Origin of the sequence: Microbacterium sp. Leaf151 (assembly GCF_001424225.1) — a bacterium.
Lineage (GTDB): Bacteria > Actinomycetota > Actinomycetes > Actinomycetales > Microbacteriaceae > Microbacterium.
The window spans coordinates 437708-463960 of the sequence record NZ_LMOR01000003.1 but is presented as its reverse complement, the minus strand read 5'-3'; the positions used below and the strand labels follow the sequence as shown (position 1 = coordinate 463960).

Genomic DNA, 26253 nt, shown 5'->3' with positions numbered 1-26253 from the left:
TCGCCCCTAGGGAGTGCAAGCCACGAGCCGCCTCGAAACGACGAACGCCGCGGCATCCGGAACTCGGATGCCGCGGCGTTCGATTCAGCACTCAGGCCAGACGGACGGACTCCGCCTGCGGACCCTTCTGGCCGCTGCCGACGGTGAACTCGACGGCCTGCCCCTCCTCGAGGACGCGGAAGCCCGACATCTCGATGCTCGAGTAGTGGACGAACACGTCCTGCCCGTCAGCGACGGTGATGAAGCCGAAACCCTTCTCGGCGTTGAACCATTTGACAGTGCCCTGCGTCATGCGAATCTCCTGTTGCTGAACGACGAGGTCATCGTAAGCACGGACGCATCTGCCGGATGAGGGTCCGGGGGCATTGTTGACGCGCGCGGCGTCAAGTTGTTACCCCGCGGAAACACGGGGCACTCGGGGGTCAGGACGCGGGCGACTCGGACGCTTGACCGGCCGCGCGATCCAGGCCGATGACGACGATCAGCCGTTTGACCGCACTCTCGTCATCGGGGGTGGCCGGGTCGTCGGTCGGCTGCAGGAAGTCGCTCTGCGCCACGGCGGCCCCGCCGATGGTCTGGGCCAGGCCTTCCGCGGCCGCCTGATCGCTCTCGCGGAGGTAGAAGACCGTGGTCTGGGGGAAGTCGGTGCTGTCGGAATCGCCGGTCTCGACGCCGTCGCCCGGCCATCCGGCCGCGACGATCTGATCCCGCAGCGCACCGGCGAGCCCCTCGTCGGCGGTGCCGTTAAGCACGACCACCGAGTAGGACGTGTCGACGACGGCGGGGGTCGTCGCCTCGACCGTCGGCACGGGCGTCGCGGCGTCGTCGGGGCCGAGCGAGATGCGCCCTGACACGACGAGCGTGGCGAAGATGCCCGCGATGATCAGGACGAGCGTCGCGATGGCCGCCCACAGGAAGACGATCCATCCGCGCAGCCGGGGGTTCTCGGCCCGGTGAGCGCCGATGCGGCCGGAGGGATCGGGCAGGTCGTCGAAGCGATCCCGAGGGAAGGTCGATCTGGCCATTGGACGATGCTATCGGTCGGAGCCTGGCCGCTCCCTCAGCGCGACGCCGCCCGACCGAGCCGTGACCGGTGGCGGTCCGCGGCCTCGTCTCGACGGCGTCGAAGGCGGCGCACGAGCATCGGGTCGTGGGCGAGGGCGTCGGGGGTGTCGATCAGGCGGCCGAGCACCTGGTAGTACCGGGCGGGCGTGAGGCCGAACTCGGCGCGGATCGCCTCTTCTTTCGCCCCCGCGTGGCGCCGCCACTCACCCTCGAAGGCGAGGAAGGCGAGTTCGCTGTCCGACAGAGTCACGCCTCCACGCTAACGGCGGACCGCTTCGGATCCGGGATGCCACGCCACCCACGCCCCCAGCGGATCCACCTCCGCGATCACGTCGCCGTCGAGTGCCAGCGTGAAGCCTCCCCGCAGCGACTCGACGGGTCGTGTCCAGCCGTCGTGAAGACCCGGCGCGTCGAGGGTGATCCACCGCCCCGCGGTGCGGGCGGCCGCGATCACCGCCGCGCGACGGGCACGCGGAATGTGCGCGAGGACGCCGGGGGTCGTCACGACCAGGGTGGCGTCGCGCGGTGCGCGGGCGGCGAGGGTCGGGAGCGCGTCGGCTCCGTCGCCGGCCACGAGCAGGGGCGGATCGGCCGCGGCGATGGCGAGTGCGCCGACGATGCGTTCCCGCCGCCCCTCCTCCCCCGGCCACACGAGGCCCGTGAGCCACGCCCGGTCCTCGGCTCGGCGCGCGTCGAGCGGGTTCAGATCGATGCCCGCTCGCCACACCACCTGCGGCATCCGCACCTCCGGCATCCCCTCCAGCACGCTGTCGAGCACGACCGGACTCACCCCGTCGGCAGGATCCAGCGCGAGGGTGTCCGCACCGCGTCGGTAGCGGTACGAGTAGCGGTCGGGGAAGAGGCAGAGCCCTGCGCTCGCGCCCACCTCGAGCAGCGCGATGGGGCCCTCGATCAGGGACAGCGCCGGCAGCAGAGCGGCGCAGCGCAGCGGCTCGTTCGTCTGCACGCTCCGTCGCCCGCACTCGGCCGCGATCTCGTCGGAGTGCGAGACGACCCACGACGCCCAGGCGTCGACGTCGCCGAACGGGGCGCCGAGCACGCGGAGGACGGCGAAGACGAGCGGAGGCTGACGTCGCGTCTCTGCGATTCGCGCGAGCGCGGTCGCCACCGCGGGATCGTCGGCCACCCGGCGCGCCCACGCCTCGTACACGGCGGATCGACCGGGCGCCTCGTCGCGGGCGAAGCGCCCGTACCTCTCCACGACGGCGGTCACGGCATCCTGATCCATCCCGCAGATTATGCCGGGCCGACCTGACCGCTCCCGGGCACGACAGAATGGATGCCGGAGAAGGGAAGTTTCCATGACTTACGCCGTCGACAAGTCCGACGACCAGTGGCGCGAAGAGCTGACGCCCGAGCAGTACGCGGTGCTCCGCCAGGCCGGCACCGAGCGCGCCTGGACGGGTGAGCTGCTCGACGAGAGCCGCGCCGGTTTCTACACCTGCGCCGCATGCGGTGCGGAGCTGTTCCAGAGCGGCACGAAGTTCGACTCGCACTGCGGGTGGCCGAGCTTCTACGAATCGGTACGCCCCGAGGCCGTCGAACTCATCGACGACAACAGCCACGGCATGCAGCGCACCGAGGTTCGCTGCGCCAACTGCGGCTCGCACCTCGGCCATGTGTTCCCCGACGGCTTCGGCACGCCGACCGGCGACCGCTACTGCATGAACTCGCTCTCGCTGACCTTCACCCCGGAAGACAAGGCGTGAGCGCACTCGAGGCGATGCGCGACCGCCGGTCGTGGTCGAAAGTCACCGACCTCGCCCCCACCGGACCCGAGCTCGAGGCGTTCGTCGCCGCGGCCGGTCGTGTCGCCGACCACAAGACGCTGCGCCCGTGGCGCATCATCGAGATCCGCGGCAGCGACCGCGATGTGCTGGCGCGCGCCCTGAACAAAGCCGACGGCAAGCGCGGGTATTCCTCGAAGCCGCGTCGTGCGCCCCTCATCATCGCGCTGGTGGCCGACGTGTCGTCGAAGAAGATCCCCGCGTGGGAGCAGGAGGCCACGGCATCCGGTGTCGCCCACATGCTCAGCCTCGTGCTCGACGAAGCGGGCTTCGGCGTGTTCTGGCGCACCGACGACAACACCCGCAGCAAAGTGCTCGCGAAGGCGCACGGCCTGAACAAGGGCGAGGTGCTGCTGGGCTGGCTGTACGTCGGGGGCAAGCCGCAGCGCTCGCGCCCGGTGCGCCGCAAGACGGTGGATGCCGCGAAGCACATCTCGCGTATGCCCGGAGGCAAGAAGAGCCGCAAGGTCGACGACGTCTCCCTCTGATCCGTACGAGTCAAGCGGCGCCGCCCGGGGCTTGCCTCGGGCGGCGTCGTCGTCCGGATCGGCGGAGCGACCCTCAGCGGTGTCGGCGACGCCAGGGCACGGCCGCGACGACGACCCCGGCGATGGCGACCGCCGACGCGAGCACCGCGACCGCGGGGGACGGTGCCGCCGGAGCGGGCCACGCCGCGTCGAGCAGCACCGAGGTGGTGAGGAGCCCGACGACCGACCCGAGTCCGAGCAGCAGCACGCCCGTGCGACGCACGACCACCGACGACAGGAAGATGTAGATCACGCCCACCGCACCGCCGCTGTACAACCACGGTTCGGTCGGCACGGCGCGGGGTGCGCCGACCACGGCGGTGTGCACGACCGCCGCGACGAGCAGCACCGCGGTGCCGCCGATGAAGTTCACCAGCGTCGCTGTCAGCGGGCTCTCGACCCGCACGCGGAGGCGCCCGTTGGTGCCCTGCTGCCACGACACGGCGGCTCCGGCGATCGCGGGCACGACGAGCATCCACAGGGGCACACCCCCGAGGGCGTCGCCCGACAGGCAGACGACGACACCCGCGATCGCGAGGGCCGCCCCCACGGCGCGGCGCACGGTGACGGGGACGACCCCGGCCGGACCGTAGCCGATCCGATCGAGCACGAGGCCACCGGTGGTCTGACCGGCGACGAAGCCGACCGTGAACAGGGCGACGCCGATCGTGGCGACCGTCAGACCTTGACTCGCCACGGTGAAGGCGCCGACGAGGCCGCCCAGGAGCATCCACGGGGGAACGGACCGGGTCCGGATGCCGTGGACCAGCCGCCCGAACCCTCGCCGCCCTTCCGGGAGCAGTGCCGACAGCACGATGAGGATCAGCAGCCCGGAACTGAACGACACCGCCGCGGCTACGATGCCGTCACCGAACGCGGCGCCGAGGGTGCCGTTGATGCGCGCCTGCAGGGCGGTGAGGGCACCGATGAGCACCGCTCCCCCGACGGCCACGCCGACCGCACCCCGTTCCGACACCGTGTCCCCCTCGTGCCCGATGTTCGGGCCGTCGTCGATCGTACGACGTGGGCTCGCGCGGCGCGCGCCCGGACGCCGCCGCCGACCGCGTGAGCGTCGTCGGGATCGCGGGCACGTCGCTGCCGACCGGGACCGATTCCATGCGTCAGGCTGTCATCCGTGACACAGCTCAACCCCGGCCCCCACGATGTCTCGCACATCCTCGGCGAACTCAACAGCGTCGGCGCCGACCGCGAGTTCCTCGCCCACGCCGAACTGCACCTCCCGCGCCTGCACGAGCTGTTCGTGCGCCTCTACGGTGAGCGCCCCGACGGCCTCGAGCGCCTGGCATCCGTCGTCGAGCTCGCCCGCCGCTCCTGGACCGAGCGTCCACGCGCGCTGAAGTCCCTCGACCGCGAACGCGACAGCACCCCCGACTGGTTCGAGAGCGAGCGCATGCTCGGCGGTGTCTGCTACGTCGACCGCTATGCGGGCGGACTCAGCAGCATCCGGGATCGGATCCCCTATTTCCGCGAACTAGGGCTGACCTACCTGCACCTCATGCCGTTGTTCGACAGCCCCGAGGGCAATAGCGACGGTGGCTACGCCGTGTCGAGCTATCGCCGTGTGAATCCGGCACTGGGAACGATGGAGGAGCTCGCGTCCCTCGCCGCCGACCTCCGGCGTGCGGGCATATCGCTCGTGGTCGATTTCATCTTCAACCACACCAGCAACGAGCACGAGTGGGCGAAGAAGGCCGTCGCCGGCGAGCCGGGGTTCGAGGACTTCTACCTCATCTACCCCGACCGCGAGATGCCCGACGCGTTCGAGCGGACGACGCGGGAGATCTTCCCCGACGACCACCCCGGCTCGTTCGTGCAGCTCGACGACGGGCGCTGGGTCTGGGCGACGTTCTACCACTTCCAGTGGGACCTGAACTACGCCAACCCCGCCGTCTTCGAGGCGATGGCCGGCGAGATGCTTTTCCTGGCGAACCAGGGCGTCGAGATCCTGCGGATGGACGCCGTGGCCTTCATCTGGAAGCGACTGGGCACGACCTGCGAGTCGCTGCCCGAGGCGCACCTGCTGCTGCAGGCGTTCAACGCCGTGCTGCGGATGGCGGCGCCGGGGCTGCTGTTCAAGTCGGAGGCCATCGTGCACCCCGACGAAGTCGTCTCGTACGTCTCCCCCGACGAGTGCCAGATCTCGTACAACCCGCTGCAGATGGCCCTCACCTGGGAGGCGCTGGCGACGCGCGACGGTCGCCTGCTGCAGCAGGCGCTCGAGCGCCGTCATGCGCTCCCCGACGGCACGGCCTGGGTCAACTACGTGCGCAGCCACGACGATATCGGGTGGACCTTCGCCGACGAGGATGCCGCCGAGCTCGGCATCGACGGCTACCCGCACCGCCGGTTCCTCAACGACTTCTACGTCGGCAGGTCCGACGGCACCTTCGCCCGCGGGGTGCCGTTCCAGGAGAACCCGCGCACCGGTGACGCGCGGGTCACCGGCACCACGGCATCCCTCGCCGGCATCGAGGCGGGCGACGCCGGCGGTGAGGATCGAGTCGTCCTGGCGCACGCCCTGGCGCTGTCGACCGGCGGGATCCCGCTGCTCTACCTCGGCGACGAGGTCGCCCAGCTCAACGACTACGGCTACGCCGATCGCCCTGCGGAGGCGGGCGACAGCCGGTGGGTGCACCGCCCGTTCCGCCCCGAACAGAACTACGCCGACCGCACGGATGCGGCCACCCCGGCGGGGCGCGTCTTCTCCCGATTGTCGCGCCTGCTCGCCGTCCGCCGCGCAACGCCCGAGTTCGCCGGCAACGAGCTGGTCGCCTTCGACGCCCATGTGGGGTCGGTGGTGGCGTTCCTGCGCCCCGGTGACGGCGGGTTCGCGGTGCTGGTCGCGGCGAACGTCGCAGACTCGGCCGTCGAGATCGACGCGCTCACGCTCTCGGGGCTCGCCCCCGAGGCGCTCGACCTGGTCACCGGCGATCCCGTGTGGCTTGGCGCGGGCGTGACTCTCGGCGCGCACGGCGAGCGCTGGTTGCGCGTACGGGCGCGCTGAGATCCACCGCCGAGTCGCATCCGCCGCTGCCAGGGCGGACATGATGCGTTCCGTCGCCTGCACGTCCGCTCGCCCTCGGGACTCTCCGTTCCGGTCGAGGACGATCCTGAAAAATGCGCGAACACCGCTCCGACTGCCCCTCGGAATGCACGCCCGACGCCCTCTCGAGCCTTCACGTGAAACGCGCCGGACATCATGAGGGGCTATCGTTTGCTGAGCACATTCGGTGCATAGGGGGCTGCTTCGGGTGAGGAAGAAATCACAACATCTCGTCGCCCGTCGTCGGGCTCCGGACGGGTGGCGGCTCTGGGCGTTGTTCAGCATCGTCTCGGTGGCCATCATCGGCGGAACGGCCGCGGCGATCCGGGCGATCGACGAACCCAGCCTCGCAATAGCGGCGCTGATACCCGCGGGTGTGGTTTTCGCCGTTGCACTCTTCGTGATGCCCGTGCACTGGCTTCCTGCCTTGACGATGGTGATTCTGGCGCTGTTCCCCACGCGGTTCATACCCGCGCAGGGACCATTCAACGCCCTCCCGGCACTCGCCATCGTGCTCGGGATCTGGGTTCTTCGTCGTACTCTCATCCCCGACGGCCGCGCGACGCTTCCACTGGAACGCCCGGTGGCGCTCACCGCGCGCTACGCCGTGTACGCCACCGGCGCGCTGCTAGTCGTCTGGCTCATCAGCTCCGTCCTGCTGAACGGCTCCACCGACACCTCGGTCGGCTGGTCCATCGCTTTCAGCGCGAGCGTGTTCGTACCCCTTCTGGTCATCGACGCGCGACGGGAAGCGCAGCTGCTCCGCAAGACGCTTCTCGTCGTCGGCGCCCTATCGGGCCTGTACATCCTCGGCGAGAGCGTCCTACGGTTCTCGCCGTTGTACGGTGTTGCGACCGGCGACCTCGTCTTCAGCGTCTACCGAGCGCGCGGCGCCTTCTCGCACCCGCTCTTCGCCGCGGCGTTCCTCACCGTGCCCGCTCTGCTCGGTCTCGGGACGTGGCTGACACAGGGACGCCGATGGCCACTCGTCGCCGGACTGATCTCCGCTGCCGGAGTGATGGCGACCGTCTCTCGCGGACCCCTCGCCGCCGTCGCCATCGCCGTCAGCTTCGCCATCCTCGTCAGCCCGATATTCATCGGATGGTCCAACCTGACACGGTGGGTGCAACTGCTCGTCGTCACCATTGTCGGCAGCATCGGTGCGCTCAACTTCGGGCCGCTCGTCGAGCGCGGTGACTCCATCGAATCCCGCATCTCCGCCGACGTGCGCGACCGGGCGGTCGACGTCGCTCTGCGTTCCGCCGACTACTCGGGTTTCATCGGAACCGGCCCTGGTACGTCCGGAGAGACGAGTCGCCTGTTCGACACGATCATCATCGAGAACAGCATCCTGCAGCTGCTCATCAGCATCGGCGTGCCCGGGCTGTTGCTTTTCCTCGCATTCATCGCCGCCCTCGGCTGGCGAGCCGCTGTCACCGGCAATCTCGGAACAGCGCTTGCGATCATCGCCTACGTCGTCGCAATTTCCGGCTTCAACACGATCGACGCAGTCCGCAGCATGCACATCATCATCGGGATGCTCGCCCTGCTCGCCGTGCACGGAGGAGAACGTCTTGAATCGCCCTTCCCACCGTCGGCGACGCGCACGCCGGGGCCCGCGTCTCGCCAGGGAAACACGACGTCGAACAGGTCACAGCGTGAGCGCACCCCCGCGTAGCCTCGGGCGCACCGCCTCCCGGGGCGCGGTGACGATGATGGGCGCCCAGGGCGTTCGCATCCTCGTTCAGGTCACCGGGATCGTTCTCCTGGCGCGTCTGCTCGCACCCAGCGACTACGGCGTCACGGCAATGGTGCTCGCCATCGTCGGCGTCGGTGAGATCCTGCGCGACTTCGGACTCTCGAGTGCGGCCATCCAGGCGAAGACTCTGTCGTCCGGTCAGAGGTCGACACTGTTCTGGATCAACCTCGGCATCGGTTTCGTTCTGGCCGTGGCGTGCGCGTCCCTCGCGGTCCCGATCGCAGCTCTATACGGCGATCCGCGACTCGTCGCGGTGTCCCTGGCACTGGCTCCGACATTCCTGCTCAATGGGTTCTCGACGCAGTTTCGCGCGCATCTCAACCGAGACTTCCGCTTCGTGGCGCTCTCCTCGGTCGAAGTGGGCGCGCAACTGGCCGGGCTCTGTACCGCGTTGATTCTCGCCCTCTCCGGGTGGGGGTACTGGGCGCTGGTCGTTCAGCAGGTGCTCCCGGTCGTCCTCATCGCCATCGCCCTCCCCGTGGTCGCCTCCTGGTGGCCAGGCCTGCCGGGTCGTGGTGAGTCCGTGAAAGGACTCCTCACGTTCGGAGGGCACCTCGTGGCATCCCAGGTTCTCGTGTACGCGAGCCGCAACATCGACTCGGTCATGATCGGCCGCCTCTACGGCCCCGCCGACCTGGGGTTCTACAACCGCGCGTTCCAGCTCATGGTTCTTCCGCTGAACCAGATCAACGCTCCGGCGTCTCGCGTAGCGCTTCCCACACTGTCGCGACTGCAGGACGACCCCGAGCGCTACGCACGATTCCTCGCCGTAGGCCAGGTCGTGCTGCTCAACGTCGTCGCCGGGGTCCTGGCTTTCAGCGTGGCGCAGGCACCGGCCCTCGTGGCCGTCGCTCTAGGTCCGCAGTGGGAGCCGACGGTTCACCTATTCCAGATCCTGGCGATCGCGGGATTCTTCCAAGCGGCGTCGTACGCCACCTACTGGTTGTCCGTCTCGCTGGGTCTCACCCGACGCTACTTCTGGTACACGGTCTCGACGCGCCCCGTCGTCATCGGACTCATCATCGCAGGAGCCAGCTGGGGCGTCGAAGGCGTCGCCTGGGCCTACACGATCGGCAACGCCCTGGTGTGGCCGATCGGGATCTTCTGGATGACGAGGAAGATCAGTCTCCGAGCGGCACCGCTGTTCTGGGCCGCGGCGCGCACCGTCGCGGTGTATGGCGTCGCCGCTCTCATCTCCGCCGGATCCACGCAGCTGTGGCCAGATCTCCCGGAGATCGTCCATCTCGTCCTCGGCGGCGTCATTCTCGTCGCCGCCCTCGCGCTGCTGGCACTCGTCCTGCCCGCCTACCGTCGCGATGTGAAGATGATCGTGGGCCTTCGTCAGCACCTCAGGAAGGCCCGGAGCACCGGGTCCGCGGGAACGGATACCGAGTGAAGCTCAACAACCTGGGGCGGCGGCTCCGTCGCCTGTCCCGTCGCATTATCGACAGAACGGGTGTACCCACCCGTCGTTTCGCCACCGCGCTGAGCTCGGCCGCCGGAGCACCCGGCGACGGTTTTCACGTCCTCATCGCTCCCCCTGGAGCCGGGAACATCGGCGATCAGGCGATGGTGGAGGCCTTCGTTGCGAGCGCCGACCGCCCGGTCGTCGTCGTCACGCGTCACGACGAGGATTTCGTCCTGCCTGCCGATCTCCACGACCGCGCGCGATTCGTCGCCCTCCCGCGACTGCTGTACGGCGACGGCCCCGAGCACGACCGCGACGTGCGGTCCCTGGGCGCCCTGCTCGAAGGGGCCGCCACCGTGTCGATCGTGGGCGCGGACATCATGGACGGTATCTACTCCCTGCGACCGTCCGTGCGCCGCGCGACGATCGCCGCAGTCGCCGCAGGACGTGGATTCGACACCTCGGTCATCGGTTTCAGTTGGAACGCCGCCGCCCCCGCCCCGGCACGAAAGGCACTTCGACTGGCCGGCGCGGCGGGCACCCGACTCCTCCTGAGAGATCCGGCCTCCGCCGCGCGAGTCCGCGATCTCGGCGTCCGCGGGGTGGTGGAAACGGCGGACATCGTCTTCACCGACGATCGTCTGGCGGATGACCTTCCGGTCGCCCTGAAGGACCTGTCCGAGCCCTACGCCCTCATCAATGCGAGCGGGCTGATCGCGCGATCCGTCGATCAGGCGGTCGAGTACGCGCCCGTCATCGCTGAGCTGCGCGATCGCGGCATCCACGTCGTCCTGCTTCCCCACGTCTTGCGGAGCAGCGCCGACGATCTTGCCGCCTGTCGCGCGGTCGCCGAAGCAGTGGGGCCCGAGGGCGTCACGCTTGTCGAGTCGATGCTCGGACCAGCCGAGATCCGACGCCTCGCCACGAAGGCATCGGTGGTCGTCACGGGACGGATGCACCTCGCCGTCATGTCCCTGGGGCAAGGCGTGCCCGCTGTGACGCTCGCCTCGCAGGGCAAGGTCGAAGGCCTGATGCGTCTCTTCGAGTGGCCGGAACTCTGTGTCCCTCCGCGCATCGGGATGGGTGTCGGTCTGCGCGACATCGTCAGGCGCGCGTTGGACGATCCCGAATCCCGGGTGCGTGTAGACAGGGGAGCACATCGAGCGCGCGAACTCGCCCGCTCGAATATCGAACGTGTCGGCCAGGGGGGCCACGGCTGAGCCGGGGCGGTCGATCAACACTGGGGGTAACAGCATGAAATCCACCGCCGCAAAGAGCATGTGGTTTCGAGACGATGTCGGGCGACGCGACTGGATCGACGTCGTAAAGGGCGTGGCGATCATCATGATCGTCGCCTATCACGTCTCCCTCTTCCTGAACTCCCTGGGGATGGATGCCGCGGGCGTCGGTCGCGCACGCATCATCCTCGACCTTTTCCCGATGCCGGCGTTCTTCCTCATCTCCGGCCTCTTCCACAACCGGATCTCGGGGTGGTCGTTCGCCGACCTCTGGCGTCGACGCCTGCGCCAGTACCTCTACCTCTACGTGCTGTGGTCCGTGCTCAGGTTTCTCTTCTACCTCGTCGTGCCCAATGTGCGCGCAGACGGAGCGGGCGCATCGGCATCCGATCCTCTGGCTCTCCTGGGGATCCTGGTCTGGCCGATCAGCTCGTACTGGTTCATTTACGCGCTCTTCGTCTTCACCCTCGTGCTCTGGTTGTTCCGCTCCGTGCCGCCGTGGGTCCTGGTCGCCCTCGCCCTCGTGGCCTCGACTCTCATGTCGGCGGGTCTGATCAGCACGGGCAACGTCGGGTGGAACCGCATGATCGAGTACTTCGTGTTCTTCGTCATCGGCGCTGCCTTCCATCGCTGGATCCACTCGACGGTAGAACGCACGACGCCGGTGACGATCGTGCTCAGCATCGCCGCGTTCGCCGCCTTCGCCGCGGCCGCGACCCTGATTCCGCGCGTCGCCAGCATCCCCGGCGTCGCATTCCTCGGCCAGGTGCTGGTGGTTGTCGCTGGATTCGCACTCGCAACGCAGGTGACCCGCCTGAAGCCGCTCAGCTGGATCTCCTACATCGGAATTCGTTCGCTGAACATCTATCTCGTCCACATCTTCGTGATCGCGCTGATCGCCCTGCCGCTCTCGCCGGTCGCGCGATGGCTCGACACCCTGCCAGGTCGAGGGTTGATCGTCATCCTCGTCGTGACCGCGATCGTGACGGCCCTGTCGATCTTCGTGACCCGCTATCTCACACGGGTGTCCTGGCTGTTCGTGTATCCGTTCGGACGGTCGTCAGCGGCTCGTGCAGCGCGCGCACAGAAGCGGAGTGCGTGAATGGCCACGGAGCGTCTGAGGTGGCCCGACACCGCACGAGGTGGGGCGATGGTTCTCGTCGTCCTCGCCCACACGCTCCAGCTCATGGCCGCGTACGGCTGGGAGTTGGGGTGGCTCGACACGGCCAATACCTTCCTCACGGCCATCCGCATGCCGCTCTTCTTCGTCATCTCGGGCATGCTCGCCGCGACGGTCGTCCGAAAGCCGTGGTCGCAAGTGTGGGCGCGCAGACTATGGCTGCTGGTTTACGTCTACGTGCTGTGGTCGGCCGTCCGAGCTCTGTGGTTCACGATCGTGCCCTGGCCTCTGAGCGACGTCCCCCCGTGGCAGGCGTTCGTGCTTCTCCCCGTCTGGCCGACAACGGGACTGTGGTTCCTGTTCGCCCTCGTGCTCTACATCACGCTTCTGCGCTTCGCGCGATCGACACCGACCTGGGCGGTGCTCGGCCTGGCGGGCGGTCTGTCGGTGGCCGCTGCCTACGACGTCGTTCCGACCGGAGACAATCCCATCTGGCGCTCCATCGCCCTGTACCTGTTCTTCTTCGCCCTCGGTGTGCGCGGAGCTCCGGCATGGAAGGCCCTGGCGGCTCACGCTCGGGCCTGGTGGGCCGTGCCCGCCGTCATGCTGATCCCCGCGGCGTTCGCGCTCTTCCGTGTCGTGCCGTCCGCGGGTAGTGGACTGGCGCGGGTCATTCTGTCGACCGTCTGCGTCGTGGCCTGCGTGGTGATCGCCTCGTCGCTCGCCCGATCGGTTGTTCTGTCCAGTCCGTTGGTTGCGGTCGGGCGCCGGACCCTGCCGGTCTATGTGCTGCACGCCCTGCTCCTGGCCACGGTCGTGCCGTGGATTCCGGCCAACGCCGCGTCAGCGCCCTTCGTCGCGTTCTCGCTCACTCTCGGAGCCGTCGCCGCCTGTGTCGGACTCTCCGTTCCGCTGAGCCGGGTGCCGGGGGTGTTCGCGCCGCCCAGGCGCTGGCAGCCTCAAGCGCGGGCGGTCGAGTCGACCCGCGACGAGATCCTTCCGTAACGACGAACGGCGTCGGCTGTCCCCCATCTCGGGGACCGCCGACGCCGTTCGCGGAGAAGCAGCGAACCGCGCTAGCGCAGATCGGCTCCCGCCTGAGCGTCCGCGTTGGCGGTCGCCCCCGTCGCCGTCGGCCCGGAGCTGAGGGCAGCACTGCCGCGGGCGTCCACCGCGGCTCCCTCGGAGAAGCGATCGCCCAGCGGGGCCAGCCAGATCGACTCCACGCGCGGGTAGACGGCCTCCGCCGCGTACGTGTCGGCGAATGCGGCGTGGCCGCGTCCCGCTCGGCGGTCCCGCTCGTCTTCGTCGCTCATGACCATCGTGAGCGCGTCGACGAGCGCGTCGACATCGCCCGGCGCCACGAGGACTCCCTGGTCGTCGCCGAGGACATCCGGAATACCGCCGACCTGGGTCGACACGACGCAGACGCGTCGCGCGAGGGCTTCCAGGATGAACATCGGCATCGCCTCGTCGCGCGAAGGCAGCACCGCCACGGACGCGTCACCGAGGAGCTCGAGCATGCGAGAGTGGGGAACGCTCCCCAGGAAGCTCGCCGAGGGGAGAGACCGGTCGACGAGCTCGGAGTCCCGGACCGGACCCGCGACGACGAGCGACCAATCGGGGAATGCGGCCTGCACCCTCCGCCAGGCCGCGTCCAGGACATCCATGCCCTTGCGACGGGACACCACACCCCCGAACAGGACGGTGGGCGTGCCGGCGGTCGCGGGACCCGAGGGAACAGCGTTGGGGACGATGCTCACCCGAGCCTCGCCCACCGTTCGTGCCGCGGTGTCGCGCGCCGAATCCGACAGCGCGATCACGTGGGCGCAGACAGCCAACACGCCGCGCACGCGGCGGTGGTGTCGCGCCTCGTATTCATCGAACTCACTGCCGTGCAGGTGCGCGATGACCGGCAGGCCCAGCCTGGCGGCGGCGATGGCCAAGGTACCCTCCCGCACGAATGATCCGCGCTCGGAGAGGTGGGCGACGACGGTTGCCGGCCGCCCCTCTCTCGCGATGCGCCGCAGCCGACCGAACGCAGTCAGAAAGAGCCTGAGGCCGGTGAGGTGGTCTCCGGGATTGCCACGGGATGCCAGGACCTCGACATCGCACCGCTCGAACGGCCAGTCGATGTACGCGTTCACGACCTGCGTCATCCCCCCCGGGTGATCACCCGCGCGTCCGAGGTGGTAGACGACGGGCCTTTCGGTCGCCGGGCTCGCCGCAGGAGTCACGCGCTCGCGGCGCAGGAGAGCCGTGAGCTCGCTCCTCACGGTCGCCAGTCGCGTCCGCGCTCCTCGGAGCGCGGACAATGCCTCGTTCCGACGTCCGGCGAGGGTGACAAGACGGTCACGTAGGTCTTGCGCGCTCATCCCCGTGGTGTTCACGGCGATGTCGTTCAAGCCGATCGTGTCGAAGTGCCGCGAGATTTTGTCCGAGTCGTCGAGCTGCAACCCGATGGGCATCGCCCCTTCGGTGTACGCCGCGATGATCACGTGCAAGCGGTCGCTGGCGGCAACTGCCGTACGCCGATATACCTCCCGCAGGCGCCCTTCCTGCTCCGAATGCGCTCCGAGTGCAGGCCATCCCACGACCTCCGCCCGGAGATCACGGGCGAGGCGCTGCGACCGTTCTTCGTCGACGCTCACTTGCGTGACGACCACGATGCGCAGCCGGAGCGCTTCGGCGGCCTGCCGGACCGCTTCCATCCAGGCGGCGTCCGGGTAGGGGCGGGGGGCCACCTCGGTGTCGTCGCGCAGGGAGACGACGAAGATGTCGCGGTCGCCCGAGTGTTGGGAACGCGTCGCATCGATCTCGTCGTCGCTGAGTCCCTCCGAGTATCCGAGGTCGGGCATCGCCGAGCCGAATCCGAGGTAAGCCGCGGTGCGGTCGTCCCTCCACCGGGTGTACGAGCTGAGAGCGTTGGAGGGCCACATCAAGGCGCGCGGAAGGGGCGCGAAGTTGCGAGCTCCCGCACCGATCCGAGCGACCTTGCCGCCCCGAAGGCGGACGAGAGCGACGGCCGGGAGCATCGCAAGGTGCTCCTTCATGCCGATCAGCGTGAGCTGCAACTCACCCGGCTTGTAGAGACTGTCGGCTTCGCCGCGTGCGGCGTAGGTCATGAGCGCCCTGTACCACGAGACGAACGACCGATATACGACGTCGCCGGGCTGGATGCCCAACCCCTCGTCGTACCCTTCCGGCGATGCCCCCACGTAGACGTGCAACCGGCCGCTGTCGCGCGCCCAGTCGAGGAGAGGGCGGCGCAGGAGCACGTCGCCGACATTCTCGTACTGGCCTCGGCCAACGGCGAAGATCTCGCGTCGGGCGGAAGTGGTGGCGGTCATACGGCTCGCTTTCTCTCGACGATCAGATCGTCCACGCTGGCAAGGGCTGCCGCCCGCTCACAGATCTCCCGCGTCACCGCGGGCCCGGGCACGGCTGTCGCGATCCCCAAGTCGTTGACAAGGGACGCGATCTGCTCTTGATGATTGTCGACGTGTTCACCACGGTCGGCGCTGCGGACGGCCAGGACCGGGTGGATCCCCAATGCCAACATCTCCAAGAGCGACCCGACGCCGGCGTGGCTGACAACCACATCGGCGGCGGCGGCGGCCGCAGTGAACTCTTCGGGACCCAGATAGTCGTGCACGTGGCCAGGGAGGTCGCCGCGAGGCGTCTCGCCGAGCTGCCAGACGGTGTCATCGTTGGCGAGACCGGATGCGAGCACCGCATCGATGACGGAATCGAACCGGTAGCCCCGAATGGTTCCCAGGGTCACGAACAGACGGTCGGTCTTGACGTGACCAGTCCGGGGAACACCTCGATACGCACTCAGCACGCTCTCCGAGGTCTTCCATCGACCGTCCGCCCACGTCGGGTTCTGGGTTCGCAGATGCACCTTCGGCCATCTCTGCAGGAGCCGGCCGGTGAGCGAGGGGCCATCCAAGCGCGCCACGCTCTCGATGTACGTGGCGGGGATGCCGTGCGCCGCAGCGATCGGGAGCGCGACGGCGGCGATGGCTGCCCCGGTACTGATCGCGGCGTCGAAAGGCTCACCGCGCAGCATGCGCCGAAGGGGTCGCATGGCCGCCATCGTCCCCTTCACATCGCGCGGGCCCACGTACGGCAGCATGGCGCAGCGGCGCCCCTCGAGCATCTGACGACTCTGTGGGGTATCGAATGTGATCCACAGCGAATCGGGATGCGGTCCGAAAACTGCTTCGAGCCGGTGCAGCTCAGCGAGGTGACCTCCGGTGGAACAGATGAACGCGGTCTTGCCGCCAGCGCCCCAGACGTGCATGGACATGTAGGCACCCGGAATTCCCTCGGTGGATCCTCTGATCCGCGGACGACGGCACCGGATTCTCCCCCGCCGGTGCAGCCAAACTTTGTCGCAACGGACTCTGGTCCGCGCGTTCGAAAGCGTATCGCGTCCGCCGGGTCGCCGGAGTCGGCACGACGATCCGTGACATGTTGTCACGCGGAATTTACGCGGGAGACAGTCAGCCCAGCGTCGATGAGCGACAATGTACTAATGAACGTGCGGCGAGGTCATTTCGCGGGCACAGCTGGCGCGGAGGAAAGTACATCTTGACTACTCACGAAAAACGCGCATTCTCGCGTCGCAATGTTCTTACCGGGAGCGTGTGGGGGGCGGGCGCAGCTGCTCTCGGACTGCTCGCCGCGAAATCCGCTAGCGCTGCGGAGTCGGGGCCGACGCCCCGTCTACCCGGTGAATACACACGCGTCGCCGACGAAGTCACCCCGGGCGGCGAGTTGTTCGATAACATCTGCGTCACCATCAGCGGCGATCAAGCTCGTCTCTACGTTCCCCAGAGCGTGAAACCCAACCAGGGGACCGCGGTCCCGGTGGTGTTCTTCTACCATGGGTCCGGCGGCGATCACAACGCGCTCGACGGCGGTTTCCGCACGTCGGCGATGTGGGCGGTAGAGCGTGGTGCGATCGCCATCTGCCAGAAGGTCGGCGGAACACTGTACTCCGCGCCTCGCGCGGTGAATCTTCAGAACGCGGGCCTGACCTGGCTGAGCAACCTGTTCACGGTCGAGTCGGTCGTCTTGCGCGCCACCTCGGGAGGCGGCGTCCTTGCCGCCGAGACCTATGCGCGCCGCCTGCTGCCGAACATCACCGGAATGTACGACGTCAACGCCGCCTACGACCTCCGCGCGCTGTACGACGGCGGAGGCCGTGGTCAACTCTCGGTACAGGCCGTCTTCGGCGACGACCTGGACGCCATCGACGCCGCCAACCCCGCTCGCTTCGGGGCCGACGCGTGGCGCGGAGCCAAGGTGCGCGTGGTGGTGTCCTCACCGGACGACAGCGACGCCGTCGTTCCTCCCCAGCAACATTCTCTCGAACTCGTTCGCCGCATCGACGACGTCGCGGCGGAGGCATCGATCCGCACTCATGCGATGGGGCACAATACTCCGGGTTTCGCCACCGCGGACTTCACCGCCTCGATGACACGATGGGGGTCGTTGACAGTGACTCCGGCACCGGTCCCGAGCCCTACGGCCAGTCCGACCAGCACGCCGAGCCCCTCCGCTACGCCTACCGCGTCGCCAACGCCTACACCTACGCCCTCGCCCACGCCTTCCGCCTCGGCGACACCCAGCCCGACGCCCTCGCCCGACACCACCGCACCGGTCGTGGAGATCCTCTCCCCCAGTAATGGAGCCGTCGTCTCCGGCGTGGCCACGATCCGTGTCAGCGCCGTCGACGCGGTGGGCGTGACAGGCGTGACGGTCTGGGTGGGAACCAACCGCATTGCGGTGGCCAATCAGACCACCACGGGCGAATGGCGCGCCGCGTACGACACCCGCAACGTCCGAAACGCGACCTACGCCATCACGGCGAAGGCGACGGACGCGGCCGGGAACACCGGCACCTCCCCCGCCGTCACTTTCACGATCCGGAACTGAACTCGTCTGTCGCGCCGACGGTGCTGCCCTCGGCGCGACAGGCAGATTTCACGGAGCAGAGAGATGCCTCTCGATGACGCGCGACTGAGACAGCGCCGTGTCGAGACCCGTGGCGGACGGTGTGCCGGGGCGACTCGAGACATAGGCGAAGAGCGTTCCCACGGTACGAGTGCTCGTCGCCCCGAAATAGGTCACGTCGAGGCGGTATTCGTCCGCGATATCGTAGAAGCGGTCGAACAGATCATTCCACTTCTCCGCATCCGCTCCCGATACGACGCCGCCCTCACCGCCTGAGGGCCATCCCACCTCCCCGACCGAGCATCGCACCGACCACTTCGCACACCACTCGCCGAAACTGCGCACGCGGTCGAGGACGGTGTCGGGTTGGTCGACGTCGGTCCACTCGGGCCCCGAGGAAGTGGCGTAGAAGTGCTCGGAGTAGATCACCCGTCCAGTGGGATCGACGATCCACGGCCCGTTCGGCGCGATGGCCGAGAGACGGCCGCGCGTGTCGCTGAGGAGGCCTTCGACCCACACGGGTTGTGTCGCGCCTGTCGAACGGATGGCGTCCACCGCGACCTGGGCGAAGTGCTTGTAGGTTTCGACCCCGACCGACCACCGCGGTTCATTGAACACGTCGAACGCCGCAACGCCCGGATCGTCACGGAATCGACCCGCGATCGCCGCCCACACCGTCTTCACGTGGTCCTCGGTGATCCCGTCTCCGCATCGGACACTGCCCTCGATCGCCGGACCGGCACCCCAGGGGTACGTGCACCCGTTGTGGAGATCGATGACGACGCGGACCCCCTGAGCAGACGCGGATGCGACCTCCTCGGCGATGGCGTCCAGATATCCGGCATCCACCGGCTGGGCCAAACCGTCCTCGGCGGATCCCCCGTCCGGGATCACCTGCAATCGTTGCCAGGGGATCGGGAGGCGGACGATATCAATGCCACGGGCTGCGAGGAAGCGGTAGCTGGACTCCGGCTCTGCAAAGTCCCCCGCCTGGGCGCCCGCACCTCCGAAGATGTGGCCGTAGACGTTGACACCGCGGAGGTAGGGCCGGCCCTCCAGATAGGTCTCGAACGCATCTGCGGGTACGGGGACCACGTCAGGCGACGGCGTCGGCACACAACCTGCCAGTGCGCTGACCGCCGCGACGGTCAGCGCTGCCAGCGCTGTGGTCGAGCGCACCTTCTTCCGTCGGCGACCGGAGGGACGGTCGTCTGAGAAGACCGCGATTCCCTCGGCCGCCGACGGATGGGTCATGCCGAGGCGACCCGGGTCGCCTCGTTTCGTCGAACCGCCAGATTGATCGCGCGGGTGAGGAGTGCGGTGCTCGGGGCCACGTCGAAGCGGTCGAGCCACTCGTCCACTCCCCCCACATCGAGGAGTGACGCCGCCTGAATGGCGTCCGCGAGGGCGGAAGGATCACCCGACACCGCAAGCTCGCCCGTAATGCCGGGGATCACCGCATCAGCCACACCGAGCGCGGTCGATACGGCGACGGCCGGCACGCCCGCTGCTGCTGCTCGGACGAGGTCGCCGCCGAGGCCCGAGTGAGATGCGCCGAGCACCACGATGGAACCTGCCGGAAGTACGCCGGCAGAGAGGGTGCCCACTGCCAAGCCGTGAGTTCTCGCGGCCGCGAGAACAGCTTCCCGCAATGGCCCGCCCGCTTGCGTGCTCATCCTCACATTCACACCTCGCCGTATCAGCTCACCCACTGCCGCGACGACGTGAAGAGGCCCGTTCGCTTCGATGAGTTCGCCCGCGATGACGACGTGCAGCTCGGCACTCGCCGCCCCCTCGTGCTCGAGTCGGCTTTTCGAACGCCGCACGCCCGCTAGAGCAGGTTCCGGAACGATGAGACTGCGGCTGGCAGGCACCGCGAAGCCAGCGTTGATCTCGGCAGCAAGCGCGTGCGAGGAGCCGGTGACGATATCTGCGCGGCGATACTCCCGGCGTGCCCTCGCCACGGCGAGCCGAGTGACGGGATCGGCGCTACGGCGACGGGGCGTGAGCAACTCATGCTCGGTGGCGACGACGGCCGGGCGCCGGCTCGTCAATTCCCGAGCGGCGATGGCAGCCAGATTCGACAGCGTTCCGGAGCCCACGACAGCCGAGACCCCCTCGACATCGATCCGCGCCGAAAGTGCGGCCACACGAGCTCGGCCACTTCCCGGCAGCTGGCCCAGACTCACCGTCTCGACGGCCACTCCCTGCGTGACGAGGCCGTCGGACCACGCCGCCGCCGATGCCCTGCCGGGCTCGTCGGAGGAGCCGACCACGAAGACGATGCGTCCCTCAAGATGAGCAGAAGACATTCGTGTTCCCACTTCCTGCGGCGGTCACCTGATTGTCGCACGCGACGGCTACCCCCCGCGTTTTGTCATGAACCCATACACCATAGCCCGACGATCCGACTCGACCCGTGTTGTCTCGGAATTCATTGTCGTAGCCCCAGTCACCCCAACTCAATGACGAGTATGCGTTTCCCACGGCGTCATCGCCGTCGTTGCCGATGATGGCCCATTCGTTACCCGTGACGAGCACCCACCCGAGAGCTCGCGAGCCGTTGAGGAATCCCTCGAAGGTATTGTCGGCGACGGTGCCTCCGCTCGTCCCCTCCTTGGCATCGATGCTCTCGGCGCCGGTTTGGACGAAGCGATTCGACACGATGACGTTTCGGTTCGATGCATCGGGCTCACCACCCGTGACTTCGTCCCAACGACGCTGCGACGTGCCGATATACACGCCCTCGCCGTATGACACGTCCAACGAACCGTTGCGCGCCAAGGTCGAGTGCGCAACCACACTGTCGCTGGTCATCGCGTAGAGATGAATCCCCTCGTAGCCGGTATCACGTACGACGAGGTCGCTAAGCACCATACGCGAGCTGTACTTGATCATGATGCCTTGCAGGGACCGTTCGACGGTAAATCCAGTCAGCACGATGTTCGACGACGCGTCGATACGGAGCGCAGAACCGGTGTCGATAGCGCCGGTCGTCAAGACGGCGCGAGGCGATCCGCAGATCCACACGGGACGATCGCGCGTCGCCGAGACGGAGAGCGCGAATTTGCCTGTGTACGTTCCGTCAGCGAGGCGGATGACGTCTCCTGGCTGCGCACCCTTGAGCGCGGCTGTGAGCTCTGCGGCGTTCGTAACCGTCTGGGTGGCCGTCGGGCAGTCCTCCGCGCGCGGAACGCTCGCATCGGCGTACGGAGCGACGGTCTCGGCCGTCACGACGAAGGAGTCGAAATGGGTCATCCGACCACCCGAGGCCGCGTTCTTCGAACCCGACCCGACCACGGTGATGGTGTGTGTTCCATCCACCACCGGGGCGCTGTATCCGATCACGCCGGTCACCGACGTCTTGGAATAGTTGTCGACCCGGGCGACCTCGACCCCGTCCACGAGAACGCGTGCGATGCCCGCGTTCGGCGACTTCCACGTATACCACGTGATCCAGCTGCCCGAGAAGGTCAGGCTCGCCGACGCACTCGCGACAGTGCTGTAACGAATGGACCCTCCACTCGAGCCCGATGACGTCAAGGTCGTCCAGGATCCGTTGTAGGCAATGGCGGACGAGTTCTCCTCGTACGTTGCGGGCGGAGCGGGTGCGGCTGCTGCCGCCCCCGTAGGGCTGCCCATGATCACCGAGCCCACCACGGCGATCATGAGGATGAAGACGGTCGACAAACGATCAAACGATAGAGACATGGCGCACTCCCGAACCCATGGTCGATCACAAGTGACGCCTATCGGTCGGAAATCTTCAGGAGTACTGAATGCGCAGGTAAAGAGGTCATGGCGGTAGCGATCAGTAGCATCCGTCGAAGATCACGGCGTCGCATGCTGACTCTAATACTGATCCAATGAATGAGCCCCCGATTGCGCGAAACTAGTGCTTTTTTTTCACCCTTTGAATAGCCTGCCTGCAGCGCATCTTTGATGCCGGAGAGTGCGATATAACGCGCCGTGAAGTACGCTAGATCGTTCGATTCTTGAAGCCCGAGTCGTCGAGCCGTGTCGGAGACGCGCCGATGCACCAAGGCCAGGGAGTCTGCCCGACGGGGAACGGACGTGATGATCGACCCGTCATGCAGGACGTAGGTGTAGATCACGACCCCCGTGAACGCGACAGTTGTCGCGTGCCCCAGCACGTCGGCCACGAGAGCGAGATCGGATTGCACCCGAGCCGGCGTGAACTCGGCACGCAGAAGCACTTCGCGACGAAACAGCTTGTTCCACAGGTGTCCGGTGATCTCCCCGCGCATGAGCATGCGGAATGCAGTGCGGCCGTCGACCGGAGCCGACACCGGCGGAGTGATGGCCCGTCGACGGCCTCCCCTCGTCACCAGCGCCGCGGCTGCCACGACCACATCCGCTCGACGCTCCGTCGCCATGCCGACCAGTACACGAAGTGCATCCGTGGTCCACGAGTCGTCGGCATCGACGAACCAGACGAGCTCCCCCGCTGCCGCCTCGACACCGGCCCGACGAGCCCGCGCCACGCCCCGGTTCTCCGGTAGCTCAACGACCTCGAAGCGCGCATCCCCGGCGGTCAGCTCCCGAGCCTTTGCCGCCGTACCGTCCTGGGAACCGTCATCGACGATGACGACCTCGTATGACGGGTAGTCCAGAGCCCGTAGACGCTGAACCGAGTCCGAGAGATACTTCGTGGCGTTGTAGACGGGGAGGACGATGCTGACGAGAGGGCGGCCCGTCACCGGCGGACCTGCCGGGAGATGACGTCCATCAGCCGGGTGAGCCTCGTTCTGGCGTGTATGACCGCCTCGACGATCTCCTCGCGGCGGGCGAGAGCGGATCTGACCGTGGCCGCGACGGCCTCCAGGTCGCGCAAATCTCGGTCGACGCTCGTTCCGACGATGCCCGCACCCTCGAGGGTTCGCGATGTCTTGTCCAAGGGACCCGTGCTGAGAGCGATCGGGACCGCGCCTTCGGTCGCCGCGATGACGACCGCGTGCAGACGGTCGCTCACGACCGCCGCGCTGTTGCGATACGTTTCCCGCAGCCGCTGTTCTTGGCGCGCGTGAGAATGGTCGAGCCAGGTGATGGCTTCACATCCGAGGCGGTCAGCGAGGTCTTCGGCGAGAGTTCCGTCCCGTTCGATCTGGGCTACGACGACGGGGCGCAGGCCCAGATCCTCGGCCAGCGTGCGGACGGTGGTCACCCAACGGTCGTCGGGGCGCTCACGAGCCGCGTGCTTCAGCCCTTGCCGCACGGAGATGGCGAGAAGCGGACGCTCATGTGCAGTGTCACGGAGTGTCTCGGCATCCGCCCCAAGGGCGAACGCCCAATCCGGGCTCACCTCTCCGATACCCAGCATCCGACGACTGGCGGCGTCGCGCCATGTGACGACGCGGCACAGGCGCAGGACGGCTGCGATCACATGACGCCACACGTGCGGTTCCCGCACCCCGACGCCGGTGAGGATGGCGGTTCCACCGCGCAGGCGGTGGACGAGAAGGAGCGGCGCCAGACGAAGATAGCGCAACGCGAACGCGCGACGTACCTCCGTCTCACCGGTATCGAAGGCATAGACGCCGCGGCCCGATAGCAGTTGCCGTGACACCGTACTGCGCCACTGCGCAGGATCGGCCACGATCGTGTCCTTCTCCGTGAGGCCGAGGCCGCTGAGGTAATCCGGGGCTTTGTCGCCTACCCAGACGGTGAGGGGTCCGAGCGGCCGCAAGTGGTCGAGGTACGCACGTCGGAGGACGGTATCGCCGATGTTGTCGTACTGACCGACAGCGGATGCGAGCACCGGCACTGACGTCGGCGTCGCAACCGCCCGGGCGCGATCGATGGCGGCCAAGAGAATCTCCCCACTTCGGGCGCTCGAGAACCGGCGCGCCCAGGCCGCTGTCCGGACAGGGTCTATTCCGCGCACGCGCCGGACGGCATCCGCGATGTCTTTGGGATCTCCGGAGAACGCCAGTTCTCCCGTGACCGTCGGGATCATGGCATCAGCGGACCCGTAGGCGTTCGAGACGGCGACGCACGGGATACCCCCCATGGCGGACTCGACGAGCGTGTTGCCGAAACCCTCGCGGTAAGAGGGCAGAACGGTCACCGAATTCGGCGGTGCGGACGCCACCCAGTCGGCGGTCCATCCCGGCAGATCAAGGGGGACGCCGCGATCCTCCGCGAAGGACTTGAGCTCGTCGACGAGCGGCCCCTTCCCGAAACAGACGACACGAACGTCGAGACCGTCTTCCCGGAGGAGAGCCGCCGCTTCCACGGCGCGCGTCGCGCGCTTCTGCGGGACGAGACGCATGGGCAGCAGAAGGTTGACCGTGCGGTCGAGGTCTATCGATTCCGAACGATGCGAGGACACCGTTCGTATCTCGGCGCGTCGGCCGGCCGGATTGGGCACGACGACGATCTGCTCCGGCCGCACCCCGTATGCGCCGACGAGTTCACCGGCAACCGGATGGGATATGGCTATCACCGTGTCGGCGAACCGGTATGCCCGTCGAGCGATCTCCCGCTTCGCCACATCGGACCGTGAGCGACGCTCGTCTTCCCGGGTGGTGATGTTGCGTTCGCTGATGAGGACCGCAGGCCGCCGGCGCAAACCCCGCGTCGCGGCCAGCGCGATCAGGTTCGGAAAGTTCTGCAGGGCCACGACCGCGTCGACGGGATGCGAACGCAGCTCGGTTCGCAGCTGTCGCACCGTGGCTGCGGAGCCTCCCCCCGCCAGACGACGGACCGGCGAGAGCATATCGTCGGGGATCTCAGCCGACGGATCCGTGAGGATCACCGTGACCTCGTGCCCTTCCTCAGCGAGCCAATGCGCCCACGCACCCGCGACGAATTCCGCTCCGCCCCCGCTGAGCGCCGTGGTGAGGATGGCGACCCGTAGCGGGGTACGCCCGGACTCAGGCACGCGAGGTTCGCAGATCGCGGAAGAGCGCCGTGGCGGGATCCGCGTCGACGCCGGCTGTCTTGGCATCCATGACGACGACGCCGACAGGGTCGACGCCCACTGCGCGCAGTCCATCCGCCGCCGCGCCCAGCTGCGCCGATGTCGCACGGCCCGCGGACACCGCGAGCACCGTGGAACCGGCCACAGAGCAGGAGAAGATCGCGTCGCTGAGAGGGAGAGACGGTGCAGCGTCGAGGACGACCATGTCGTAGGCCTCGGACAGAGTCTTCACGACACCGGCGAAGCCCGATCCGGACATGAGTTCGGCGGGGTTCTGGCTCGTCTCACCAACCGGCAGCACATCGATACCCGACACCGTACGCAGTGCCTCTGCGACGGTGGCCGTGCCGGCGAGCACTCCGGCCAGTCCGGGCCCATCGAGCGACAGCGAAGAAGAAATGGTGCCTGACCGCAGGTTCGCGTCGACGAGCGCGACTCGGACACCGAACTCCCGCATGGCCAAGGCTAGATTGGTCGACAGCGCGGAAGCGCCATCCCGAGGCGTGGCAGGAACGATCGCGACGACATCCAGGCGCGTGTTCGGCATGTGGCCGAGGACCGCAGCGACGGTTCGGTACGCCTCCGACGCCGCCGACTGCGGCGAATCCGCCACTTCGGTCAGATCGGCTCTCCCGCTCGCGGGAATGCTGCCCAGCACCCGCGGGCCCCCGTCACCCACCGACGCTGCACCGTGCACGCGGCGATCACGCGCAGCCGCCACAGCGATCCAGAGGAGCGCGAGGGCGAAGCCGACGGCGAAGCCGAGCGCGAGATTGGTCAGGGTATTGGGCGACGTCGGATCAATGGGGACCGTCGGTTCTTGAAGAGTCTCGATGCGCACGGGCGACGTCGTTCCGCCGATCGGGGTCTCGATGGACTGCACGGTTTCGCTGAAGGCGGTCACGAATGCGCTGGCGAGCTGAGTCGCCTGCTGCGCGGTCGGTGCCTCCGCTGACAGCGCAAGGATGGGGGTATTGATCGGTGCCTCCACCGAGAGCTGGCGCGCCGCCGCTTCGACGGTGATGCCGAGACCCTCCGACTCGATTACCTGCTCGAGCACGCGCGGCGATCGCGCGACCTCGGTGTACGCGAAGGCCTTCTGCACGGCGAAGTTATTCGCTTGGACGAGGTCGGAGGAGTTCGCCTGTGCTGGTGCGTTGTACGCGATGACGAGCTGAGCCGTCGACGTGTAGGAAGCCGGCAACACGAGGCTGGCGGCGAAACCGGCGGCGGCACCCAAGGCAGCGAATGCCAACAGAGTCCACCACCATTTCTTCAATGCTCGAAAGAGGGTGGTGGCGCTCATGTGGGTCCGATCGTTCGTGACAAATTCCGGCGTCGCACCTCGAATCTCAGT

General features: G+C 67.8%; 22 protein-coding genes. 9 read left to right on the top strand and 13 right to left on the bottom strand.

Going from position 1 to position 26253, the window contains the following annotated elements:
- Positions 1-91 precede the first annotated feature (91 nt).
- The 4 genes from ASF76_RS09685 to ASF76_RS09670 all read right to left on the bottom strand — a co-directional run bounded on the left by ASF76_RS09685 (position 92) and on the right by ASF76_RS09670 (position 2314).
- Positions 92-292, bottom strand: a complete 201-nt coding sequence (locus tag ASF76_RS09685; protein ID WP_055956643.1) for a cold-shock protein — start codon at positions 290-292, stop codon at positions 92-94.
- Between the two features lie 130 nt (positions 293-422).
- The gene (locus tag ASF76_RS09680) at positions 423-1025 is read right to left on the bottom strand and encodes a LytR C-terminal domain-containing protein (RefSeq protein WP_055956641.1); all 603 of its coding nucleotides are present in this window, start codon (positions 1023-1025) and stop codon (positions 423-425) included.
- A 35-nt stretch (positions 1026-1060) separates the two neighbouring features.
- Positions 1061-1315 carry a DUF3263 domain-containing protein gene (locus ASF76_RS09675; protein ID WP_055956638.1) on the bottom strand — a complete coding sequence of 85 codons (255 nt, stop codon included), beginning with the start codon at positions 1313-1315 and terminating at the stop codon, positions 1061-1063.
- Positions 1316-1324: 9 nt separating this feature from the next.
- The gene (locus tag ASF76_RS09670; RefSeq protein ID WP_055956635.1) at positions 1325-2314 is read right to left on the bottom strand and encodes a DUF2332 domain-containing protein; all 990 of its coding nucleotides are present in this window, start codon (positions 2312-2314) and stop codon (positions 1325-1327) included.
- A gap of 73 nt (positions 2315-2387) precedes the next feature.
- Here ASF76_RS09670 and msrB point away from each other — a divergent pair, with 73 nt between their 5' ends.
- Positions 2388-2795, top strand: a complete 408-nt coding sequence (gene msrB / locus ASF76_RS09665; protein ID WP_055956632.1) for a peptide-methionine (R)-S-oxide reductase MsrB — start codon at positions 2388-2390, stop codon at positions 2793-2795.
- A gap of 14 nt (positions 2796-2809) precedes the next feature.
- Positions 2810-3361: a nitroreductase family protein gene (locus tag ASF76_RS09660; protein WP_055957199.1), complete on the top strand. Its 552-nt coding sequence runs from the start codon at positions 2810-2812 to the stop codon at positions 3359-3361.
- A gap of 73 nt (positions 3362-3434) precedes the next feature.
- On the opposite strand, the gene ASF76_RS09655 is transcribed toward ASF76_RS09660, so the two are convergent.
- Positions 3435-4376: a DMT family transporter gene (locus ASF76_RS09655; RefSeq protein WP_200936106.1), complete on the bottom strand. Its 942-nt coding sequence runs from the start codon at positions 4374-4376 to the stop codon at positions 3435-3437.
- A gap of 198 nt (positions 4377-4574) precedes the next feature.
- Here ASF76_RS09655 and ASF76_RS09650 point away from each other — a divergent pair, with 198 nt between their 5' ends.
- From ASF76_RS09650 to ASF76_RS09625, 6 genes are all read left to right on the top strand, one after another.
- On the top strand, positions 4575-6425 hold the full coding sequence (locus ASF76_RS09650) for an amylosucrase (RefSeq protein WP_055957195.1): 1851 nt from the start codon (positions 4575-4577) through the stop codon (positions 6423-6425).
- A gap of 247 nt (positions 6426-6672) precedes the next feature.
- Positions 6673-8142 carry an O-antigen ligase family protein gene (locus ASF76_RS09645; protein ID WP_156459209.1) on the top strand — a complete coding sequence of 490 codons (1470 nt, stop codon included), beginning with the start codon at positions 6673-6675 and terminating at the stop codon, positions 8140-8142.
- A complete protein-coding gene (locus ASF76_RS09640; RefSeq protein ID WP_055956626.1) occupies positions 8123-9619 on the top strand; it encodes a lipopolysaccharide biosynthesis protein in 1497 nt (498 codons plus the stop codon). The genes ASF76_RS09645 and ASF76_RS09640 overlap by 20 nt, the downstream gene beginning before the upstream one ends.
- Positions 9616-10851 (top strand): polysaccharide pyruvyl transferase family protein, encoded by a 1236-nt coding sequence (locus tag ASF76_RS09635; protein ID WP_055956625.1) that lies wholly within the window; start codon positions 9616-9618, stop codon positions 10849-10851. Before ASF76_RS09640 ends, ASF76_RS09635 begins: the two co-directional genes overlap by 4 nt.
- Before the next feature lie 34 nt (positions 10852-10885).
- Positions 10886-11971: an acyltransferase family protein gene (locus ASF76_RS09630; protein WP_055956622.1), complete on the top strand. Its 1086-nt coding sequence runs from the start codon at positions 10886-10888 to the stop codon at positions 11969-11971.
- The gene (locus tag ASF76_RS09625; protein ID WP_082484970.1) at positions 11972-12994 is read left to right on the top strand and encodes an acyltransferase family protein; all 1023 of its coding nucleotides are present in this window, start codon (positions 11972-11974) and stop codon (positions 12992-12994) included.
- Positions 12995-13065: 71 nt separating this feature from the next.
- On the opposite strand, the gene ASF76_RS09620 is transcribed toward ASF76_RS09625, so the two are convergent.
- Both ASF76_RS09620 and ASF76_RS09615 read right to left on the bottom strand, forming a co-directional pair.
- Positions 13066-15339, bottom strand: a complete 2274-nt coding sequence (locus tag ASF76_RS09620; RefSeq protein WP_055956616.1) for a glycosyltransferase family 4 protein — start codon at positions 15337-15339, stop codon at positions 13066-13068.
- Positions 15336-16301, bottom strand: coding sequence for a glycosyltransferase (locus ASF76_RS09615; RefSeq protein ID WP_055956613.1), 966 nt, complete (start codon positions 16299-16301; stop codon positions 15336-15338). The genes ASF76_RS09620 and ASF76_RS09615 overlap by 4 nt, the downstream gene beginning before the upstream one ends.
- Before the next feature lie 533 nt (positions 16302-16834).
- Here ASF76_RS09615 and ASF76_RS17350 point away from each other — a divergent pair.
- Positions 16835-17935, top strand: a complete 1101-nt coding sequence (locus ASF76_RS17350; protein ID WP_156459208.1) for an Ig-like domain-containing protein — start codon at positions 16835-16837, stop codon at positions 17933-17935.
- Between the two features lie 48 nt (positions 17936-17983).
- Here the strand turns inward: ASF76_RS17350 and ASF76_RS09605 are convergent, their stop codons facing one another.
- Genes ASF76_RS09605 through ASF76_RS09580 form a run of 6 tightly spaced genes read right to left on the bottom strand, consistent with a single transcriptional unit; the run spans position 17984 to position 26202 of the window.
- Positions 17984-19207 (bottom strand): glycoside hydrolase family 5 protein, encoded by a 1224-nt coding sequence (locus tag ASF76_RS09605; protein WP_055956608.1) that lies wholly within the window; start codon positions 19205-19207, stop codon positions 17984-17986.
- Entirely contained in the window at positions 19204-20265 is a 1062-nt protein-coding gene (locus ASF76_RS17060; RefSeq protein ID WP_162240816.1) for a glycosyltransferase, read from the bottom strand. The genes ASF76_RS09605 and ASF76_RS17060 overlap by 4 nt, the downstream gene beginning before the upstream one ends.
- Positions 20246-21643, bottom strand: a complete 1398-nt coding sequence (locus ASF76_RS09595; protein WP_055956603.1) for a NosD domain-containing protein — start codon at positions 21641-21643, stop codon at positions 20246-20248. The genes ASF76_RS17060 and ASF76_RS09595 overlap by 20 nt, the downstream gene beginning before the upstream one ends.
- Before the next feature lie 59 nt (positions 21644-21702).
- Positions 21703-22674 (bottom strand): glycosyltransferase family 2 protein, encoded by a 972-nt coding sequence (locus ASF76_RS09590; protein WP_055956601.1) that lies wholly within the window; start codon positions 22672-22674, stop codon positions 21703-21705.
- Positions 22671-24857 (bottom strand): glycosyltransferase, encoded by a 2187-nt coding sequence (locus tag ASF76_RS09585; RefSeq protein ID WP_162240815.1) that lies wholly within the window; start codon positions 24855-24857, stop codon positions 22671-22673. Before ASF76_RS09585 ends, ASF76_RS09590 begins: the two co-directional genes overlap by 4 nt.
- Positions 24850-26202, bottom strand: a complete 1353-nt coding sequence (locus ASF76_RS09580) for a polysaccharide biosynthesis tyrosine autokinase (protein WP_055956596.1) — start codon at positions 26200-26202, stop codon at positions 24850-24852. Before ASF76_RS09580 ends, ASF76_RS09585 begins: the two co-directional genes overlap by 8 nt.
- Between the last annotated feature and the right edge of the window lie 51 nt (positions 26203-26253).

Excerpts from the sequence above, each read along its gene's own strand:
- ASF76_RS09685 (WP_055956643.1), bottom strand. The coding sequence starts at position 292 with ATGACGCAGGGCACTGTCAAATGGTTCAACGCCGAGAAGGGTTTCGGC.
- ASF76_RS09680 (WP_055956641.1), bottom strand. The coding sequence starts at position 1,025 with ATGGCCAGATCGACCTTCCCTCGGGATCGCTTCGACGACCTGCCCGAT.
- ASF76_RS09670 (WP_055956635.1), bottom strand. The coding sequence starts at position 2,314 with ATGGATCAGGATGCCGTGACCGCCGTCGTGGAGAGGTACGGGCGCTTC.
- msrB (WP_055956632.1), top strand. The coding sequence starts at position 2,388 with ATGACTTACGCCGTCGACAAGTCCGACGACCAGTGGCGCGAAGAGCTG.
- ASF76_RS09660 (WP_055957199.1), top strand. The coding sequence starts at position 2,810 with ATGCGCGACCGCCGGTCGTGGTCGAAAGTCACCGACCTCGCCCCCACC.
- ASF76_RS09630 (WP_055956622.1), top strand. The coding sequence starts at position 10,886 with ATGAAATCCACCGCCGCAAAGAGCATGTGGTTTCGAGACGATGTCGGG.
- ASF76_RS09625 (WP_082484970.1), top strand. The coding sequence starts at position 11,972 with ATGGCCACGGAGCGTCTGAGGTGGCCCGACACCGCACGAGGTGGGGCG.
- ASF76_RS09620 (WP_055956616.1), bottom strand. The coding sequence starts at position 15,339 with ATGACCGCCACCACTTCCGCCCGACGCGAGATCTTCGCCGTTGGCCGA.
- ASF76_RS09615 (WP_055956613.1), bottom strand. The coding sequence starts at position 16,301 with ATGTCCATGCACGTCTGGGGCGCTGGCGGCAAGACCGCGTTCATCTGT.
- ASF76_RS09605 (WP_055956608.1), bottom strand. The coding sequence starts at position 19,207 with ATGACCCATCCGTCGGCGGCCGAGGGAATCGCGGTCTTCTCAGACGAC.
- ASF76_RS17060 (WP_162240816.1), bottom strand. The coding sequence starts at position 20,265 with ATGTCTTCTGCTCATCTTGAGGGACGCATCGTCTTCGTGGTCGGCTCC.
- ASF76_RS09580 (WP_055956596.1), bottom strand. The coding sequence starts at position 26,202 with ATGAGCGCCACCACCCTCTTTCGAGCATTGAAGAAATGGTGGTGGACT.